Annotated in this window: 15 protein-coding genes; 1 reads left to right on the top strand and 14 read right to left on the bottom strand. The window is 63.5% G+C overall.

Features of this window, described 5'->3' with window-relative positions:
• Nucleotides 1-2: 2 nt before the first annotated feature.
• The 6 genes from DBIPINDM_RS07030 to DBIPINDM_RS07005 all read right to left on the bottom strand — a co-directional run bounded on the left by DBIPINDM_RS07030 (nucleotide 3) and on the right by DBIPINDM_RS07005 (nucleotide 5,601).
• Nucleotides 3-977: an ABC transporter substrate-binding protein gene (locus DBIPINDM_RS07030; RefSeq protein WP_258585053.1), complete on the bottom strand. Its 975-nt coding sequence runs from the start codon at nucleotides 975-977 to the stop codon at nucleotides 3-5.
• Nucleotides 978-1,399: 422 nt separating this feature from the next.
• Nucleotides 1,400-2,164: an SDR family oxidoreductase gene (locus DBIPINDM_RS07025; RefSeq protein ID WP_258585052.1), complete on the bottom strand. Its 765-nt coding sequence runs from the start codon at nucleotides 2,162-2,164 to the stop codon at nucleotides 1,400-1,402.
• 57 nt (nucleotides 2,165-2,221) lie between these two features.
• Nucleotides 2,222-2,596: a hypothetical protein gene (locus DBIPINDM_RS07020; protein ID WP_258585051.1), complete on the bottom strand. Its 375-nt coding sequence runs from the start codon at nucleotides 2,594-2,596 to the stop codon at nucleotides 2,222-2,224.
• Nucleotides 2,597-2,659: 63 nt separating this feature from the next.
• Nucleotides 2,660-2,809 carry a hypothetical protein gene (locus DBIPINDM_RS07015; RefSeq protein WP_258585050.1) on the bottom strand — a complete coding sequence of 50 codons (150 nt, stop codon included), beginning with the start codon at nucleotides 2,807-2,809 and terminating at the stop codon, nucleotides 2,660-2,662.
• Nucleotides 2,810-2,901: 92 nt separating this feature from the next.
• Entirely contained in the window at nucleotides 2,902-3,699 is a 798-nt protein-coding gene (locus tag DBIPINDM_RS07010) for a DUF427 domain-containing protein (protein WP_258585049.1), read from the bottom strand.
• Between the two features lie 246 nt (nucleotides 3,700-3,945).
• Nucleotides 3,946-5,601 carry an ABC transporter substrate-binding protein gene (locus tag DBIPINDM_RS07005; RefSeq protein WP_258585048.1) on the bottom strand — a complete coding sequence of 552 codons (1,656 nt, stop codon included), beginning with the start codon at nucleotides 5,599-5,601 and terminating at the stop codon, nucleotides 3,946-3,948.
• Nucleotides 5,602-5,716: 115 nt separating this feature from the next.
• On the opposite strand from DBIPINDM_RS07005, the gene DBIPINDM_RS07000 reads away from it, so the two are divergent.
• A complete protein-coding gene (locus tag DBIPINDM_RS07000; RefSeq protein ID WP_258585047.1) occupies nucleotides 5,717-6,619 on the top strand; it encodes a LysR family transcriptional regulator in 903 nt (300 codons plus the stop codon).
• A gap of 18 nt (nucleotides 6,620-6,637) precedes the next feature.
• Here the strand turns inward: DBIPINDM_RS07000 and DBIPINDM_RS06995 are convergent, their stop codons facing one another.
• From DBIPINDM_RS06995 to DBIPINDM_RS06960, 8 genes are all read right to left on the bottom strand, one after another.
• Complete coding sequence (locus tag DBIPINDM_RS06995) at nucleotides 6,638-8,680, bottom strand: ABC transporter ATP-binding protein (protein ID WP_258585046.1); 2,043 nt, start codon at nucleotides 8,678-8,680, stop codon at nucleotides 6,638-6,640.
• Entirely contained in the window at nucleotides 8,673-9,551 is an 879-nt protein-coding gene (locus DBIPINDM_RS06990) for an ABC transporter permease (RefSeq protein ID WP_258585045.1), read from the bottom strand. The genes DBIPINDM_RS06995 and DBIPINDM_RS06990 overlap by 8 nt, the downstream gene beginning before the upstream one ends.
• Nucleotides 9,548-10,438 (bottom strand): ABC transporter permease, encoded by an 891-nt coding sequence (locus DBIPINDM_RS06985; protein ID WP_258589211.1) that lies wholly within the window; start codon nucleotides 10,436-10,438, stop codon nucleotides 9,548-9,550. Before DBIPINDM_RS06985 ends, DBIPINDM_RS06990 begins: the two co-directional genes overlap by 4 nt.
• Before the next feature lie 65 nt (nucleotides 10,439-10,503).
• Nucleotides 10,504-12,864: a molybdopterin guanine dinucleotide-containing S/N-oxide reductase gene (locus tag DBIPINDM_RS06980; RefSeq protein ID WP_258585044.1), complete on the bottom strand. Its 2,361-nt coding sequence runs from the start codon at nucleotides 12,862-12,864 to the stop codon at nucleotides 10,504-10,506.
• A gap of 140 nt (nucleotides 12,865-13,004) precedes the next feature.
• The gene (locus DBIPINDM_RS06975) at nucleotides 13,005-14,669 is read right to left on the bottom strand and encodes an ABC transporter substrate-binding protein (protein ID WP_258585043.1); all 1,665 of its coding nucleotides are present in this window, start codon (nucleotides 14,667-14,669) and stop codon (nucleotides 13,005-13,007) included.
• Between the two features lie 264 nt (nucleotides 14,670-14,933).
• Entirely contained in the window at nucleotides 14,934-16,118 is a 1,185-nt protein-coding gene (locus DBIPINDM_RS06970) for a mandelate racemase/muconate lactonizing enzyme family protein (RefSeq protein WP_258585042.1), read from the bottom strand.
• Between the two features lies 1 nt (nucleotide 16,119).
• Nucleotides 16,120-17,226, bottom strand: a complete 1,107-nt coding sequence (locus DBIPINDM_RS06965; RefSeq protein WP_258585041.1) for a mandelate racemase/muconate lactonizing enzyme family protein — start codon at nucleotides 17,224-17,226, stop codon at nucleotides 16,120-16,122.
• A gap of 36 nt (nucleotides 17,227-17,262) precedes the next feature.
• On the bottom strand, nucleotides 17,263-17,955 hold the full coding sequence (locus DBIPINDM_RS06960) for a GntR family transcriptional regulator (RefSeq protein WP_258585040.1): 693 nt from the start codon (nucleotides 17,953-17,955) through the stop codon (nucleotides 17,263-17,265).
• Nucleotides 17,956-17,990 lie beyond the last annotated feature (35 nt).

Below are 17,990 nucleotides of genomic sequence, written 5' to 3'. Positions count from 1 at the left end.
GGTCACTGCGCCCAGGCTTTCCAGTCGGCCTCGTGCGCGGCGATCCAGGCGGCGGCGACATCTTCCGGCTTCTTGCCGTCAAGGTCGATTTCGCCGCTCATCTTGTTGAGCTCGTCGGTATCGATCGTGAAGGCCTTCGCCACCTTGTAGGCGACCGGCCATTTGTCCTTCATACCGTTCCAGGAGTATTTCCAGATCTCGCCATGCGGCTTGCCGCAGTCATATTTGGCGTCGGGGTTCACGCCCCATTTCGGGTCGTTGTAGCATTCGGGCGTGTATTCGGGGAATTGCACCCACTCGCCCTTGTACTTGGCCGGCGCCCAGTGCGGCGAATAGATCCACAGCATGATCGGCGCCTTGCGCTGATAGGCGGAGTCGAGTTCCGCGAACATCGCTGCATCGGTGCCGGCATGGATCACGGTGAAGGGCAGTTTCAGCGCCGCGACGCGCTCGTCGTCAAAGCCTTCCCAGGTCACCGGGCCGCCGAGATAGCGCCCCTTCGGCGCGGTCTCCGCCGTCGAGAATGACGCCGCGCATGTGGCGTCGAGCAAGGCATGCCAGTCCGGCAAGGTCGGGCATTTCTCCTTCATGTATTCGGGAAACCACCATTCTTCCTTGGCCTTCGGTCCAAGCTTGCCGAGGCGCTCTGTCTGGCCGGTCGCGTCGGACGCCTTCATCGCCTCGCCGGCGGTCGTGTCCCAGAACTCCAGGCCGACATCGAGGTCGCCATTGGTCAGGCCAGTGGTCAGGCTGGAGAGGTAGTCGGCCGTCGGATACTCGACGGTGTAGCCGAGCTTTTCCAGGATGCCGCCGAGGATCTTGGCGTTGAGATTGACACTGGTCCAGTCGAACAGCGCGATCTTGATCGGGTCGTTGGATTCAGGCGCTGCGGCTTGGGCCGTCGGCGTGATGGCGCTTGCCGCTGCAAGGGCCAGTGCTCCCATTGAGAATTTCGAAATCACACTGCGAAGTGGCATTGCTTGGTTCTCCTTCAAGCTGTGACGGTTATTGGTCGTTCCCTTCTTGCGTCTTTTCTTGATTGTGTTGGAAAGGCTGGCTGTTGCGCAAGGCCGTCGGCCCCAATATATCGCCCTGGCCGTGGCCAGCGCAGGCAAGATGGTGCTCAATTCTCGTGAGGATGGAATATACCGTCAGCGTCATGGCTGCCGATGCATCGCTGCGGGAGCGATCATCTGCGGATCAATTGCCAGTCTTGCGGCGCCCTGCAAGGTGCAAGCCATCAAGGTCCCATGATCTCGGCTGTCGGCATGGCAAGCCCCATCTCGCCAAGCCGTTTCATAGGATGAAATTATATATACCAACGTTCATCTCACGCAACGACTAAGCCGCGCGGAACGCACAAATTCAGACTGCAGGCGAAGTTCTGCCAGATGCGGTCCTACCAGCAGACGTAACCGCCATCGACGATCAGATCGAGGCCGGTGACGAAGCTCGATGCGCGGCTGGCCAGGAACACGGTCGGCCCAACCATTTCCTCCGGCGTTGCCATGCGCCCCATTGGCGTGTCGCGCTTGAAGATCTTTATCTCCTCAGCGACCTCCGGCCGTTTGTTCATCGGCGTCAGCGTGTAGCCCGGGCTGACGACATTGACGCGCAAGCCGCGATCGGCCCATTCCATGGCGAGGCTCTTCGACATGTGGATGACGGCGGCTTTCGAGGAATTGTAATGCGCCTGCGTCAGCCCGCGATTGACGATCGTGCCCGACATCGAGGCGATGTTGATGATCGAGCCCTTGCGTCGAGCCAGCATCTTGCGAGCCTCGGCCTGGCAGGACAGGAACACGCCGGCGACATTGACCTCGTGCACCTTCTGCCATGTCTTCAGCGACATCGTTTCGGCCGGTTCCGACCCGGCGATGCCGGCATTGTTGACGGCGACGGTCAGCACACCGAGCTCCGCCTCGGCGCGATCGATCGCTGCTGCGAGATCTTTCTCCGAGGTGACCGTGCCGGTCAACACCAGCGCCTTGCGGCCAAGTGACGTGATCCGCTGCGCAGTCTCCTCCAGCCCACCCTTCGATGCATGACCGAAACAGGCGACGTTGGCGCCGGCCTCAGCCAGTCCGATCGCGATTGCCTGGCCAATGCCGCTGCCGGCGCCGGTAACCAGCGCGACATCGCCGCCCAGCTTGAAAAGATCCATCGATAGCCCTCCCCGTTTCGAAGAGGTTATTGCCTATGCGGTCTTTCGAGCAACCTCTTAGAAGTCGCGCGCCTTAGGGCGCCTGTCGGTAGACCAGTCTTTGAGCGGCACCGGCTTGAACCCGCCCTTGATCGGCTTGCCGTCCTCAAGGTCCTTGGAGACAGTGCCCTTGCCGGTGAGATAGTTGATGTCGCAGCCACCAACCGTCGTCTTGACGCCATCGGATGTCTGTTGATTCCAATCCCAGCTGCGACCGTAGCCACCGACCAGGAATTGGCCTTGGCGATAGACGATCGTCAGCGTGTCTTCTGTCGACTTGCTGGCGCCGCAGCCGAAGCAGGACGTCATCGCCAGCGATCCCTTGCCCTTGCTTTCAAGGTCAATGACCCGGTCTTCGGTCAGCCCTTTCTTGACGAAATCGGGCCGGCGCAAGGGATCGAGCTTCTCCTCACCGGCTGCCAGGTAAATATACAGATCGGCCGGTCCGCCGGGCTCCTACAGAACCATGGCCCGGTCCATCTTGCCGTCCTGGTCGATGTCGAGCTTGAGATCGAAAGCCGGACCGTTTTCGGCAAATGCCGGCACCGGCAAAGCGGCCAGGGCGACGAGCCAGGGCAGGGCCGCAAGATGAAGTGCTGTCGTCATGAGCAATCGTCCGTCGCGAAGGCTCAGCCTAGCACTGGCCCGGGCGAACGAAAACTCGAAGGGTGACTCGAACGCAGTCAGCCAGTGACAGCTCAGAAATAGCCGCTGGACGCGGCCGTGAATTCCTTCGGGATTTCGACGCCGTTGACCAGGATCTTGTCGACCAGTTCGTGATGGAAGCAGACCAGGCCCTTGATGCGCTCGGCCTCATGCACCGGATCGGGATAATACCAGACGAGGTTCTCGTGCCGCTTCTTGGCCGTCGTCACGTGATAGTAGCTGGAGATGCCCTTGTAAGGGCAGCGCGAGATGTAGCGGCTGGGCGCGAACATATCGAGCCGCGTGTCCGCGATCGGCAGATAGTGGCGCACCGGATGGCCGGTTTCGAACACGAACACGCCGCGACGTGAATCGGCAACCTGCTCGCCGTCGAGGATGACCTGCACCCGCCGCGAGGAGGGCAGGCAGTCGACCCGGCGGAATGGATCGCGGGCGTGGACGAAGATCTCCTCGTCCTCCTCATACCAGTGCGTCATCTTGGGCCAATAAAAGGACATGTAGTCCGACAACAGCGGCGATCCCTTGACCGGATCGAGATAACGCCAGGCGGCATCCTCGACCAGCGTGATGCCGGTGTTCAGCGAATAATGGGTGGCGACGCCCTTGAACGGGCTCTCGGTCGTCGTGGTGCTGGGCAGCAGGAATTCCTCGCGAACGTCGCTGATCGGGAAGTAGTAGACCGGCAAATGGTCGGATTCGTAGAGCACCAGCGCCTTGGTCGTATCGGCGACGATCATCGATCCCACCTGCACGCGCAGCCGCTTCTGCATCGGCATGGTGAAGGCGACATAGCCCGGCTCGAACTCATACTGCACGATGGTGTCGAGCAAGGGGAAATGCGGTCCGCGACCGCGCAAATGAGGCTTGCGAATGGTAGTCTCCCGTTTCTTTTCTTTTGTCATCGAGCGTTGGCGCATAGCGAGATGAACCTGGATTGAGCTATGGCGCCGGAAAGGGTTTCCGGGCGGCGGGTTTCCCTTGCATCGAGCGGCTCGAACGATGGCCCCCCATCGTTCTTCGCAGCCCTGCCAGCGATAGCCTCACCGCCCGAAAAGCAGAATTGTCCAATCCAGCCTCTATCCCAGCGACACGCGATCGAGCAGCAGCCCGGCGGCGATCGGCGGCAAGCCACTGACATTCTTGCGCACCGGCACCAGCAGATCCGGGAAATAGCTGAAGATCACAGGTGTCTCGTCGAGCAGCAGCTTCTGGATGTCGGACGCGGCCGCGCGCTGCGCACCGATGTCGAGTGCCTTGAGGTAACTGGTGACCATGCCGTCATAGGCAGGGTTCTTGAAATGCGCCGCGTTCCACGGACCGTCGCTGACCAGCGGGCTCTTGAGGAAGACATTGGGCACGCTGCGGTGGGCGTAGTCGGTGATCCCCAACGGGCTGTCCAGCCAGTCCGACTGGCCGAACACCGCCTTGCCGTAATATTTGTCCTGGTCCTCGATGTTGAGCGAGATGCGGGCGCCGATTTCCTTGGCGAAATTCTGGAACAGCTGAGCGTAGCCCGGAATGTCGGAATAGCGCAGCGTCGTCAGCGTGATGTCGAAGCCGCTGGCAAGGCCTGCCGCCTCGAGCAACTGCTTGGCCTTGGCGATGTCCTGCACGCGCTGCGGCACCGTCTTGTCGGTGGCGGGAAAGGCTGGCGCGAACGGGCTGTCATTGCCGGTCGCCGCCATGCCGCGGCACAGGCCGTCGACCAGCTTGGAGCGGTCGATGCTGAGCGCCAGCGCCTGGCGCACGCGCTTGTCGGTGAACTGACCGGTGTCGCAGCGCATGTGCAGCTGGCGGTGGGCGGTCGAGGCGACGCGCAACACCGTGATGTCGGGGCTATTCAGCACCACCTGGCTGACATCGAGCGGCACGGCATCGAGGACGTCGACCTCGCCGGCCTGCAGCGCCAGGATGCGCGGCTGCACGTCGCCGTAGAACTTGAATTCGAGCCGATCCGGCAGCGCCTTCTCGCCCCAATAGTCGGGATTGCGCACGAAGGTTGCGCCGACCTTCGGCGTGTAGCTCTCCAGCCGGAAGGGGCCGGTGCCCTCGAAGGTCTTTTCGTAGTCGCCCTTGTAGCTCGCCGGCAGGATGACGGCGTTGTAATTGTCGATCGACACCGAATAGGGAAAGCTGCCGTTCGGCGCATCGAGATGGAAGGCGACGGTGTGATCGTCGACTTTCTGCGTGCCGCCCTTCGACAGCAGGCCCTTGAACACCGAAAGCGCGTTCGAGGCACCATTGGGGTCGGCCAGCCGGTCGAAGGTCGCGACGACATCATCGGCCTTGAAGTCCTCGCCATTGTGGAATTTCACGCCCTTGCGCAGCTTGAAGGTCCACACGCTGCCGTCCGCGTTCGGCGCCCAGCTTTCCGCCAGCACCGGCTTCAAAGTGAGATCGGGCTGCGTGATGCAGAGGAATTCGGCGGTCTGGAAAACCAGCTGGTAGCTGCCGCTGTCATAATAGGTGACGGGATCGATGGCGCCGCCTGGCGTGGCGACGCCGGCGCGCACTGTGCCGCCCGGCTTGCCTTCGGCGCGGGCCTTTTGCGTGCCGAGGCCGGCAGCCGTCACGAGGCTGCCCAGGAATGGCAGGGAAAGGCCGAGAAGGCTGCCATGGCGCAGGAAATCGCGGCGGTCGAGCCTGCCGGCCAGCAATTCGTCGACAGCGGAATTTTCGATTGCGGTGAGTTTTTCGCGAGCAGTGTCAATCGTCATGAAATGCCTTGGCATGGCTGCATTCCTCGCTTGCCCTTGGGGGATTGGCCATTTAGGTCATTGTTGATCGCGGCCGGAAAGCGATATTTTTTGTTGGGGGCCATCGAAATTTTCGATGCAAGGTGTGAGCATGGATACCGAAAACCTGCGCAGTTTCCTGGAGGTTGCCGAACATGGCAGCTTCACCGTCGCGGCCAGCCGGCTCAACCTGGCGCAATCCACCGTCAGTGCACGGATCCGGGGGCTGGAGGAGCAGCTGGGGCGCCGGCTTTTCGTGCGTGACCGCGACGGCGTCACGCTGACGCCGGCCGGCCGGCAGTTCCTGCCGCACGCCTCCTCCATCACCCGCACCTGGGAGCAATCGAGGCAGGACATCGCTGTTCCCGATGGCTATGAGAGCCTGCTGCGACTGACCGCTCCCGCCTATCTGTGGGAGCGCATCACCTCGCCATGGGTCGAATGGATGCGCGCCGAACGGCCGAACGTGGCGCTGCGGCTCGAAGGCAGTTTTCCGGATCTGGCGATTGACCAGCTGGCCGAAGGCCTGCTCGACATCTGCATTCTCTATCTGCCACGACCGCATCCTGGCATCGTCTATGAAACGCTGGCCGTCGATCAGGTGGTGCTGGTCCAGCATGCCGCGCAGACCAAGCCATGGACCGAAAACTACATCCTGATGGACTGGGGGCTGGAATTCCGCATCGAGCATGACCGCGCCTTTGCCGGCATGGTCAAGCCGGCCATTTCGGCCGGGCTGGTGTTCATCGGGCTGCAGCATGTGCTTTCACAGCAAGCGGCCGCCTATCTGCCGCTTAGCGCCGTCAGCGGCCATATCGAGCGCGGCGAGATGCGGCGCATCGACAACGCGCCGATGTTCCAGCGGCCGATCTATCTCGCCTATCCCAGCAATCCTGTCTCGTCGGATGTCCTCGAAGTCGCATTGACAGGCTTGCGCTCGCTGGCCAAGGGCTGGACCAGCGATCAGGGTTTTTCGGAAGGCGACCGCTCCCTAGGCATGGCCGGCCGTAGGTAACCGGCCAGCGATGCCTTGCTATGCCGGTTCGATCACGAGCCCCTTCTGCAGCCTCGCCAGCTCCGCATAGGGGATGTGGCAGCGGATCGAATGTCCGGGCTGCGCCTCGGCCAGCGGCGGCTCTTGCTGCTCGCAGATCAGACCGATCTTGCGCGGACAGCGCGTGTTGAAGACGCAGCCCGTGGGCGGGTTTGTGGCGCTGGGGATCTCGCCGTCGAGCCGAATGCGCGCCGTTTCCGTCTGGTCGAGCTTGGGCACGGCCGACAGCAGGGCTTCGGTATAGGGATGATGCGGACCGGAAAAGACTTCCTCCGATGGCCCGAGCTCCATGATGCGGCCGAGATAGAGCACGGCGATCTTGTCGGAGAGGTAACGCACCACGCCAAGGTCATGCGAGATGAAGATGTAGCTGACGTCTTCCTTGGATTGCAGGTCGGCGAGCAGGTTGAGGATTGCCGCCTGGACGGAGACGTCGAGCGCCGAGGTCGGCTCGTCGCAGACGACGATGCGCGGATCGCCGGCGAAGGCCCGCGCGATGGCGACGCGCTGCTTCAGCCCACCCGACAGCTGGCGCGGCTTGACGGCCAGATGCCGGTCGGTGAGGCGAACCGAGCGGACGAGGTCGTCGAGGCGCGCCTCCTGCGCCTTGCCAGAGAGGCCGGCCAGCCGCTTCAAGGCGCGGCCGAGGATGTGGCGGATCGAATGCGAGCGGTTGAGCGCTGAGTCCGGGTTCTGGAAGACGATCTGCATCGCCTTGACCTGGTCGTCGCCACGGTTCTCCAGCTTCGGCGCCAGCGCCTTGCCCTCGAGCTCGATGGTGCCGCCGTCATCAGGTGACACAAGGCCGAGCAGCAGCCTGGCGAAAGTGGTCTTGCCGCTGCCGGATTCGCCGACCAGCCCCAGCGTCTCGCCGGGCCGTAGATCAAGCGAGACATCCTTGACCGCGCGCAAGGGATGGCCGTGGCTGGCATAGGTCTTGTTCAGCCCGGCGACACGTAACACCGGTGCTACTGCCGGCTTTGGCGCAAGCGCCACATCGCTCGGTGTGGCGCGCGGCAGGGCCTGCGCCTTGTCGTGATGGAAGCAACGCGACAGGCGTTTGCCGCGCTCGTCACTCAGATCATAGAGCGGCGGCAATTCGATGCGGCAGCGGTCGTCGGCGAGCGCACAGCGGTCGGCAAAGGCACAACCCTTGATGTCAGCGCCAATGCCGGGCAGGAAACCCGGAATGGTGTCGAGCCGGCCCTGGTCCTTGCGCTGGCCGCCGCGCGGCAGGCAGCGCAGGAGTGCTACGGTATAGGGATGGCGCGGATCGTTGAAGACGACGTCGGTCGGGCCTTCCTCGACCAGCATGCCGGCATAGAGCACGCCGACCCGGTCGCACATGTTGGAGACGACGGCGAGGTTGTGGCTGATGAACAGGATCGAGGCCGAGAGCTCTTGCCGCAACTGCGCGATGAGGTCGAGCACCTCGGCTTCGACCGTCGCATCGAGGCCCGTCGTCGGCTCGTCGAGGATCAGCATCGAGGGATCGTTGGCCAGCGCCATGGCGATCGCCACACGCTGCTGCATGCCGCCGGAGAGCTGGTGCGGGTAGCGCTGCATGACGCTTGGCGGATCGGAGATGCGCACGCGGTTGAGCATCGCGATGGCGCGATCCTCAGCCGCCTTGCCCGTGACGCCGGCAAGTTCAAAGATCTCGGTCAGCTGGCGTCCGATGCGGATCGACGGGTTCAGCGCCTTGCCGGGATCCTGATAGACCATCGAGACGCTTTCGGCCCGTGCGCGCCGCAAGGCCTCGGCATCGAGCTTCATGACATCCTGGCCGTCGAGCGAGATGGCGCCGCCGGATATCGAGCCGTTCCTCGGCAGATAGCGCACGACGGTGAGCGCTACGGTGGATTTGCCGCAGCCGGATTCGCCGACCAACCCGTAGGCCTCGCCTTGTCTGATGTTGAGGCTGAGATTGCGCAGCACGGCGCGGTTGCGTCCGGCCACCCGGTAGGCAACCGACAGATCGCTGAGTTCGAGGGCGTTTTCAGCCTTTGCGGAGTTAGTCATTGAGCGCTCCATGAACGCCGTCGGCGGCCAGGTTGACACCGATCACCAGCGAGGCGATGGCGAGTGCGTCGAACAGCACCGTCCACCAGAAGCCGCCGCCGATCATGCCGTAATTGCTGGAGATCGAGAGCCCCCAGTCGGGCGAGGGCGGCTGGATACCAAAACCCATGAAGGAGAGCGTGGCAACCGCGAAGATGGCGTAACCCAGCCGCACGGTGGTCTCGACCAGGATCGGCGGGATGACGTTGGGCAGGATCTCGACGAACATCGTATGCAGCGCGCTCTCATGCCTCAGCTGCGCCGCCGCAACATAATCGAGTTCGCGCTCGGCCAGCACCGCCGAGCGCACGGTGCGTGCGATGATCGGCGCGAAGCTCAGCCCAATGACGACGATGACGGTGGTCTTGGAGGTGCCGAGCGCGACGATGGCGAGCAGCGCGACAATGACCACGGGAATGGCCATGAACGCTTCCAGGATGCGGCTGACGACATCGTCGACGATGCCGCGGAAATAGCCGGTGAGCAGGCCAAGTGCCGTACCAGCCACCGTCGCCAGCAGCGTCGCCAGCGGGGCGACGGTGAGGATATCGCGCGAGCCGACGATGACGCGCGAGAAGACGTCGCGGCCGATCTGGTCGGTGCCGAACCAGTGGTCTCGCGAGGGTGGTGCCAGCGCGTTGATGATGTCGTCGGCAAGCGGGTCGTAGGGCGCAAAATGTTCGCCGAACAGCGCGCAGGCGACCCAGAACAGCACGATGAAAAGGCCGACGAGGAAGGTTCGCGAGCGCAGCAGGGAGAAAAAAACCTCCGCCATGGGGCTGCGCCGGCGCGTGTCGTCTTGTGGCGGAGAGGTGGTCTGGACGACGCTCATTGATCTGACCCCAGCCGGATGCGCGGATTGAGCACGGAATAGAGGAAGTCGGCGATCAGTGTCGCCACGGCATAGACGATGCCGATGGTGAGGATGCCGGATTCCAGCATCGGAAAGTCCTTGCCGCGCGCGGCGGTGAAGATCAGAGAACCGATGCCCTGGTAGCGGAACAGCGTCTCGATCACCACCAGGCCGCCGATGAGATAGCCGGTCTGCGTGGCGATGACGGTGATGGTCGGCAGCAGCGCATTGCGCAGCACATGGCGCCAGATCACGGTGCGCCAGGGCAGGCCCTTGAGCACCGCCGTTCTTGTATAGTCGGAATCGAGTGCTTCGATCATGCCGGAGCGCGCCATGCGCGCGATATAGCCGAACAGCACCAGGAACAGCGGCAGCGACGGCAGGATCAGGTAATATAGTTGGGTGAAGAAGCCGGCATCCTTCGGCCATGCCGCCGAGATCGGCAGCCAGCGCAGCCACACGCCAAAGATCAGGATCAGGATGATGCCGGTGACGAACTCCGGCAGCACCGTCACCGATAGGCCGCCAAGGCTGATGATGCGGTCGAGCGGGCGGTTGAGGTTGAGCGCTGCCACGACGCCGCCGAGGATGCCGATCGGCACCACCAGCACGAAGGCGACCGCCGCCAGCTTCATCGAATTGCCCAAAGCGTTGATGACAAACGGCGCAACCGGCGAGCGGAAGATGTAGGACGTGCCCATGTCGCCGCGGATAAAATTCCAGATCCAGGTCGCATATTGGGTGAGCAGCGGGCGATCGACGCCGAGCGTGTGATTGAGCGCATCGACCGCGCGCTGGTCGGCAAACGGCCCAAGGATCGCGCGCCCGACATTGCCGGGCAGCACCTGGCCACCCAGGAACACCATGATGCTGAGCAGGAACAGCGTCACGAGCGACAGGGAAACACGCCGGGCAAAGAAGGAGAGAATGGCTAAGCCTCCTTGTGATGGGGCTGCGGTCCGGCCAGGCCGGACACGTCGGCTAAACGCACTGTGGCAGGCGGATCGAATGCTGTCACGGGCGGAACGGCTCCGTCAAATCGCGACACCTCGACCAGTGTCGAATTGCAGGTCGGCGATTGGGCAAGGCGCGACGTCCCCCGGTCCGGCGTCAGCACATTCGGATTGCCATGCTTTTCCAGACTGTACGGTTGGCCCGGCTCGGCGGGGTCGAACCATGCACCGGTGGGCAATTGGACGACGCCAGGGATCAGGCCATCCGTCAGCACGGCGCCCGCGAGGCACGCTCCGCGATCGTTGGAAACGCGCACGACCGCTCCGTCCACGATGCCGCGCGCGGCGGCGTCGGCCCGGTTGATCCACAGCGGCGCGCGGCCCGACACCTTGCCCGCGCGGCTGACCGAACCGTGATCGTACTGGCTGTGCAGCTTGTCCGCCGGTTGCGGTGACAGAAGATGCAGCGGGAACCGATTGACGAGGTCGCTGCCCAGCCATTCCCGCGGCTCCCGCCAGACAGCATGGCCCGGACAATCGTCATAGCCGAAGGCATCGATTGTCGGCGAAAACAGCTCTATCCGGCCCGATGGGGTCGCCAAGCGGTGGCGCTCGGGATCAGCGCGGAAGGCGCCGAGCAATATCTGCGACGTCACCTGCCGGGCAAGATCGGCGTGGCCGTCACGCCAGAAACGGTCGAAGGACGGCATCGCGACCCCGGCCGCGTTCGCATTATCGCTGGCCTGATCGTAAAGGACCCGGATCCATTCGCCGGCTCCGCGCCCTTCGGTGAAGGCTTCGCCGGTGCCGAGCCGTGCCGACAGGTCGGCAAAGATACGATAATCGTCGCGGGCTTCCGCCACGGGGTCGATCGCTTGCTTCATGGCGACCACCAGGTTTTCCCGGTTCGAAAAGGCGAGATCGTTTCGCTCCAGCGGTGTGGTGACCGGCAGCACGATGTCGGCATGGCGCGCCGTCGCAGTCCAGAAGGGCTCGTGGACGATGATGGTTTCAGGACGTCGCCATGCCTCGACCAGCCGGTTCAGATCCTGGTGATGATGGAAGGGATTGCCGCCGGCCCAGTAGACGAGCCTGATGTCGGGATAGGACATCGTGGCGCCGTTGAATTGGAAGGAACCGCCGGGATTGAGCAGCATGTCGGCCATCCGCGCGACCGGGATGAAGTCCGGCACCTGGTTCCTGCCTTGCGGCACGGACGGCCACCGAAATCCCATCTCCGGTCTTCCAGCACCATTTGTCGATGAATAGCCGAAGCCAAAGCCGCCGCCCGGCAATCCAACCTGGCCGAGCAGCGCGGCAAGCGTAATCGCCGCCCAATATGGCTGTTCGCCATGGTCGGCACGCTGCAAAGACCAGCTCACCATCACCATCGTGCGCTTGGCAGCCATTTCCCTGGCCAGCGCGACGATCCTGTCTTCTGCCACCCTGCTCAGGGCGGCAGCCCATGCCGGGCTCTTCGGCTGGCCGTCGGCTTCTCCCAGGACATAGGCCCGCACGGCCTCGAAGCCAGTGCAGTACCGCGCCAGGAATGCCTCGTCATGACGGTGCTCACTGATGAGGACATGGCATAGAGCCAGCATCAGTGCGGTGTCGCTGTTCGGCCGCAGCGGCAGCCATTCGGTTTCGACGCCGCGCGGCGCATCATCGCGCACGGGCGAGACGTTGATCAGCCGGGCGCCGTTGCCGACGGCCTTTTGCAAGGCCGCCGCCGCCTCGTGACGGGCCGCGCCGCCACCCTGTATCTGCGCATTGCGCCAGGGCAGGCCACCAAAGGCGACGATCAGTTGGCTATGCCGTTCGATCCCGTCCCAGGTGGAATGATTGCCCGTCAGGCCATCGGTGCCGCCAAGCACATGCGGCAGGATGATCTCGGCCGCGCCGTAGGAATAGCTGAGCACCGAGCTCGTATAGCCGCCGATCGTGTTGAGGAAGCGGTGGACCTGGCTCTGGGCATGGTGGAACCGCCCCGCGCTCGCCCATCCATAGGAGCCCGCATAGATCGCGCTGTTGCCATGCTCGAGGCGAACACGGTCGAGTTCTGCCGCTACGATGCCCAGTGCCGTTTCCCAGGAGACTTCGACAAAAGCCTCGCTGCCGCGCCCGCCCTTGGCGCCGGACCTGTTCCCCTCCAGCCAGCCGCGCCTGATGGCGGGATGGGAGACGCGCAGGTCGCCCTGAACCGTGCCGAGCATGGACTTGCCAATCGGCGATGGATCGGGGTCGCCGCTCCACGGCTCGACGCCGACGAGCCTGCCGTTCTCGGCACGGACTTCGTAGGTCCCCCAATGCATGGTGGTGAGCAGGGTCTCGGACTCCATGGGACCGGTCAATGATTGATCGTCCCGCAACGCGAGGTTCCGCGTCAGGCCGGCGCGCAGCGCCTTGCCTCGACCTGGCAGCGAAAGCACCAGCCCCCGGAGGGGCTGGTGGTTGCGGGATGGGCTTTGCTTGCCTCCGCTTAGGCCTTCGATGCCTTGTCGAGGAACAGCTGCGACATGGCGGTCGGCTGCACGCCGGCCACGCCCTTCGCCGTCGCCGTCAGGTAGTCGTAGAAATAGCCGAAGATGACAGGCGTTTCCTCGAGAAGCAGCTTCTGGATCTTGCCGGCGTCGGCCTTCTGCGCCTCAAGGTCGAGCGCGGCGATGTAACTGTTCGCCAGCGTGTCGTAGTCCTTGTTCTTGAAGTGCGCGGCGTTCCAGGTGCCGTCGCTCTTCAGCGGTGCTGCAAGGAACACGTTCGGCACGCCGCGGTGACCATAGTCGGTAATGCCCATCACCGAATCCAGCCAGTTCGATTTGCCGAACACCGCATCGCCGTAGTAGCCGCCCTGGTCGAGGATGTTGAGCTCGAGCTCGATGCCGATCTCCTTGACCCAGTTCTGGATGAGCTGGGCGTATTCGGGAATTTCCAGGTAACGCTCGGTGGTCAGCGTCACCTTGAAACCCTTGCCGGCGCCGGCCGCTTCCATCAGCTGCTTGGCCTGCGCGATATCCTGCTTGCGCTGCGGCACGCTCGTATCGGTCGACGGATAGGCAGGCGCGAACGGGCTGTCGTTGCCAGGCGAAGCGCGACCTTTCATCAGGCCGGCGACCAGCTTGTCGCGATCGAGGCTGAGCGCGATAGCGCGGCGCACGCGCGGGTCCTTGAACGGATCGGAATCGCAGCGCAGATGCAGTTGCTGGTGCGCGACCGACTTGAGGCTGATGATGTCGACGCTCGGATCATTGAGCAGTGCAACGCCGGCTAGCACCGGCATCTGGTTGATGATGTCGACCTGTCCACCCTGCAATGCCAGGATCATCGGCTGCACATCGGTGAAGAAGGTGAACTCGGTGCGATCCGGCAGCGCCTTCGGCCCCCAGTAGTCGTCGTTGCGGACGAAGGACGCGCCGACTTTTGCCGTGTACTTCTCGATCTTGAACGGGCCGGTGCCGTCGAAGCTTTTCTCGTAGTCGCCTTTGTAGCTCGCCGGGATGATGACCGCGTTGTAGTTGTCCGACGATACCATGTAGGGGAAGTTGCCGTTCGGCGCGTCGAGATGGAATTCCACCGTATAGTCGTCGACCTTCTTGGTGGCGCCCTTCTGCAGGATGCCGGTGAACACCGACAGTGCGTTGGACGAGTTTGCCGGATCGGCAAGGCGGTCGATGCTGGCCACGACATCGTCGGCCTTCATCTCGCCACCCGAGTGGAATTTCACGCCCTTGCGCAGCTTGAAGGTCCACACCGTGCCGTTGTCGTTCGGCTTCCAGCTCTCGGCCAGGGCCGGCTGCAGCACGAGGTCGGGGCCATCGACGCAGAGGAATTCGGCAACCTGCTGCATGACCAGCAGGCCGCCGGCGTCCGCAATGGTGACCGGGTCGATGGCTGCTGCCGGCACGCTGCTGGCGACGCGGATGGTGGCGCCGGCGGCACCCGCGGCGCGGGCGAGCGACGGCATGCCGCCGAAGCCGGCCGCCGTGGTGATACCACCCAGAAGCGGCAGCGACAGGCCGAGCAGGCTGCCATGGCGGATGAAGTCGCGGCGGCTGACGCGGCCGTCGACGAGACCGTCGATCAGGTGATTTTCGAGCGGCGAGCGGTTGCGCCGGATCAGGTCGAGAATGCGGTAGTTCTTGCTCATGGGTTTAACCCTTTCCCCTGTTTCTTATGGCTGAAGAATGCATTTCAGTTGACGAAATTCCGTGGAGTTCTCCTCATCCCGGCCATCTACGACGTGAGTTTGACCGGACTGTAGCATGCGGTTTTTTCTGGTCCATCCGATCCTTGCGGCGCGGGGGTCAGATTTTCTTGAGGCAATGCTTCCACCCGTCAGGTCCTGTCGTCACGATCCGATCGCGGCGCGGACTTCTTGTTGTTGAATAAGTCTCCTTTCCTTCTCGTTCTCCTAGTTGAGCGGCAGGCGGCGATATGTTCCGGGCTTCGCCGGGTCGTGATATTTGTTGCACGGGCCGTTCTCGACGAAATCGCGATGGCAGGCCGCGAGGTTTTTCCGCGACAAGGTGACGCCGAGACCGGGGCCTTCCGGCACGCGCACGACATTATTCCTCGGCGAAAACGGCCCTTCGTCGGTGATATCCATAGGCTGCATGCGAAACAGCGACTGGTTCGGCTCCCGGATCCAGCCGAGTGCTGCGCACAGATGCAGATAGGCCGCGCTGCCGATGCCGCTGTCGCCGCTGTAGCACCAGAAATCGACGCCGGCGTGCTCGCAGGCGCCGACGAAGCGCAGCATGCGGCCGATGCCGCCATGCGCTGTCGGATTGCCGACGAAGGCGTCCGGAACCTTCAGGTCCATGGCGCGCGCAATGTCGATGTTGTGGGTCGAGAACGGGATCGAGCAATGCTGCCGCAACTGGCGCATCTCCTCGATCGTCGCCACCGGATCCTCCCAGTTGCGCACGCCGAGCTCTTCGAGCGGCCGCGCCAGCCGCCGCGCCGTCGCCAGCGAATAGGCCTGGTTGGAATCGATGCGGATCATCGCCTCGTCGCCGAGTTTTTCGCGGATCAGCTCGACCATTCTCAGCGAGACTTTCGGGTCTTGCGTCGAGAATTTGCCTTCGAAGAAGGTCGTTCCATGTGTCTCATGCAGTTCAACGCAATAGTCGGCGACTTCTTCCGGCGTCGTCTCGCCTTTCACCTTGGGTCCGTCGCCGCGCAGCGAGAAATAGTCGGTGAACGGGATGTCCTTGCGCACGGCGCCACCGAGCAGCTGGTAGAGCGGCTGCTTCCACGCCTTGCCGCGCAGGTCCCACAGCGCCATTTCGACGGCGCCGAAGGCCATGATGCGGGCGCGGTCGTTGATCGACTGCACGCCGGTCCAGTAGGGCAGGCAGACATGCTCGGCGCCGGCGATATCGAAGGCATCGCGGCCGATCAGGCGCTCGGCCAGAACATCATTGACAATGGCGGCCGCCGCCGGCGTCGGCGCCTCGCCGAGGCCGATCAGCCCATCTTCGGTCTCGACCTCGACAATGGTCTGCGAAAATCCGTCGAGCTCGCCGAACACCCAGCCATAGGGCGCTTCGAGGCGAAGATTGATCGGCGTGGCCTTGATGCTGCGGATTTTCATGTCAGCGTCCGATCTCGAAGAACGGCGCGCCGAGCAGGTCGGGAACGACGTCGATGCCAAGGCCCGGTCCGTCGGGAATGCCCATGCGGCTGCCGGTGACCGGCGGCATGTTCGATGCGGTGCGCACCGTCACCCATTCATGGAAGGCAATCGCATGCAGCCGGCGCTCCTCCGGCGTCGACAGCGACAGATGCGCCATGGCGGCTGTGTCGATCTCGGCGCCGCCAGTGTCCTCGACCGTGATCATGAAACCAAGATCGACGGCGACGTCGCGGATCTGGCGCGTCTTCGTCACGCCGCCCAGCCGCGAGATCTTCAGCGTCAATCCGTCGGCCGCGCCCAGGCGATGGATTTCCAGCATTGCCTCGAGCGAGATGACGGATTCGTCGAGTACCATCGGCTTGTCGAGCATGCGGCGCACCGACATGTTCTCGTCGATGGTCGTGCAGGGCTGCTCGAACGTGTAGTCGATGGCGCGCGTGGCGTCAGCAAACTGGCGCGCCTGATAGGGCGTCCAGCCCGCATTGGCGTCGCAGAAGATCACGGTGCCTTTCGGCACCGAAGCGGCGACCGCGGTGACACGTTCGATGTCGTCATGGACATTGCCGCCGACCTTGACTTGGAGCCGATGGAAGCCGTCCTTGACGATGCGCTTGGCCAGCGCGGCCATGGCATCGACGCTGCCATGGGTGACGACCTTGTAGAGTTCGGCCGTGTCGCTCTCCTTACCGCCGAGCAGCGTGACGAGCGGCACATCGGCGGCGCGCGCCGCGAGATCCCAGCACGCCATGTCGAGTGCCGATTTGATGTAGGGATGGCCTTTGAACACCGTGTCCATCAGTCGGCCGATGCTGGCCGGCCCGCGTGGATCTTGGCCGATAAGATGCGGTGCGATTTCCGGCACGCCGGCGCGGGTGCCGGCCGGGAAGGCGGCCGAGTAGAAATTGCCAAGCGGCGCCATTTCGCCCCAGCCGGTCAAGCCGCTGTCCGAGCTGATGGCGACGATCACCGCCTCGAAGGCGTCGGCTTCGCGCCCCTTGGACATCCGGTAGGGGCCGTCCACGAAGGGCTGCACGACATGGTAGGCTTTGATGGTTTCGATCCGCACGTGTCTGTCCGTTGGCTGTAATGTCTGGGGAATTGATCAGGCGCCCCTTGATGGGCGCTGTTCGAGGCCGCGTGCGTAAGAAAGCAGCTGTTCGAAATCGAGGTGGATATGCTCGCGGGCATGGCGCTGGGCAGCGCGCATGTCGGTGCCCTTCATCAGTTGCACGTAAGTCTCATGGACGTCCTCGGCCGGCACCGGCTCATTGCGCGCATGCTGGTGCAGCGCGAAATACATCTGCAGCCGGCTGGTCAGCCGCTGCCAGGTTTCCAGCAGCACGGAATTGTCGGCCCATTCGTAGATCAGCCCATGCAGTTGCAGCGCCGTTTCGATCTGGCGCGTGGTGTCGAGATTGCGGGTCGCCTGCTTCACCGCTTCATGGCGCCGGTCAAGCTCATCGAAGAAGCTCTGGTCGCGCAGCGGCCAGGTGCACTCGATGGCGAATTCGTCCAGCACCTGGTTGAGCGAATAGGCATCGTCGATGTCCTTGGCGGTGACGTCGATGACGAAGGTGCCGGCATAGGGAATGCTGGTCAGGATGCCTTCCTGCACCAGCTCGCGCATCGCCTCGCGCAGGGGCGCGCGGCTGACCCGCATCTGTTCGGATATCCTGAGTTCGTTGAGCTTCTGGCCTGGTTGCAGTTGCCCGGTCAGGATCGCGCGCCGCAGCAGCGCGACGATTTCGGCGCGGCGCGTCGTATCGGCAATCGGGCTGAAATCCGTCTTCACCATCCGGCCCACTCCAGCGAGAACAGAAAGCGAGACAA

The sequence above is a fragment of the Mesorhizobium sp. AR02 genome, assembly GCF_024746835.1.
Taxonomy (GTDB): Bacteria; Pseudomonadota; Alphaproteobacteria; order Rhizobiales; family Rhizobiaceae; genus Mesorhizobium.
Note: the sequence above shows the minus strand (reverse complement) of the source record. Positions and strands in the feature narration are given on the sequence as shown.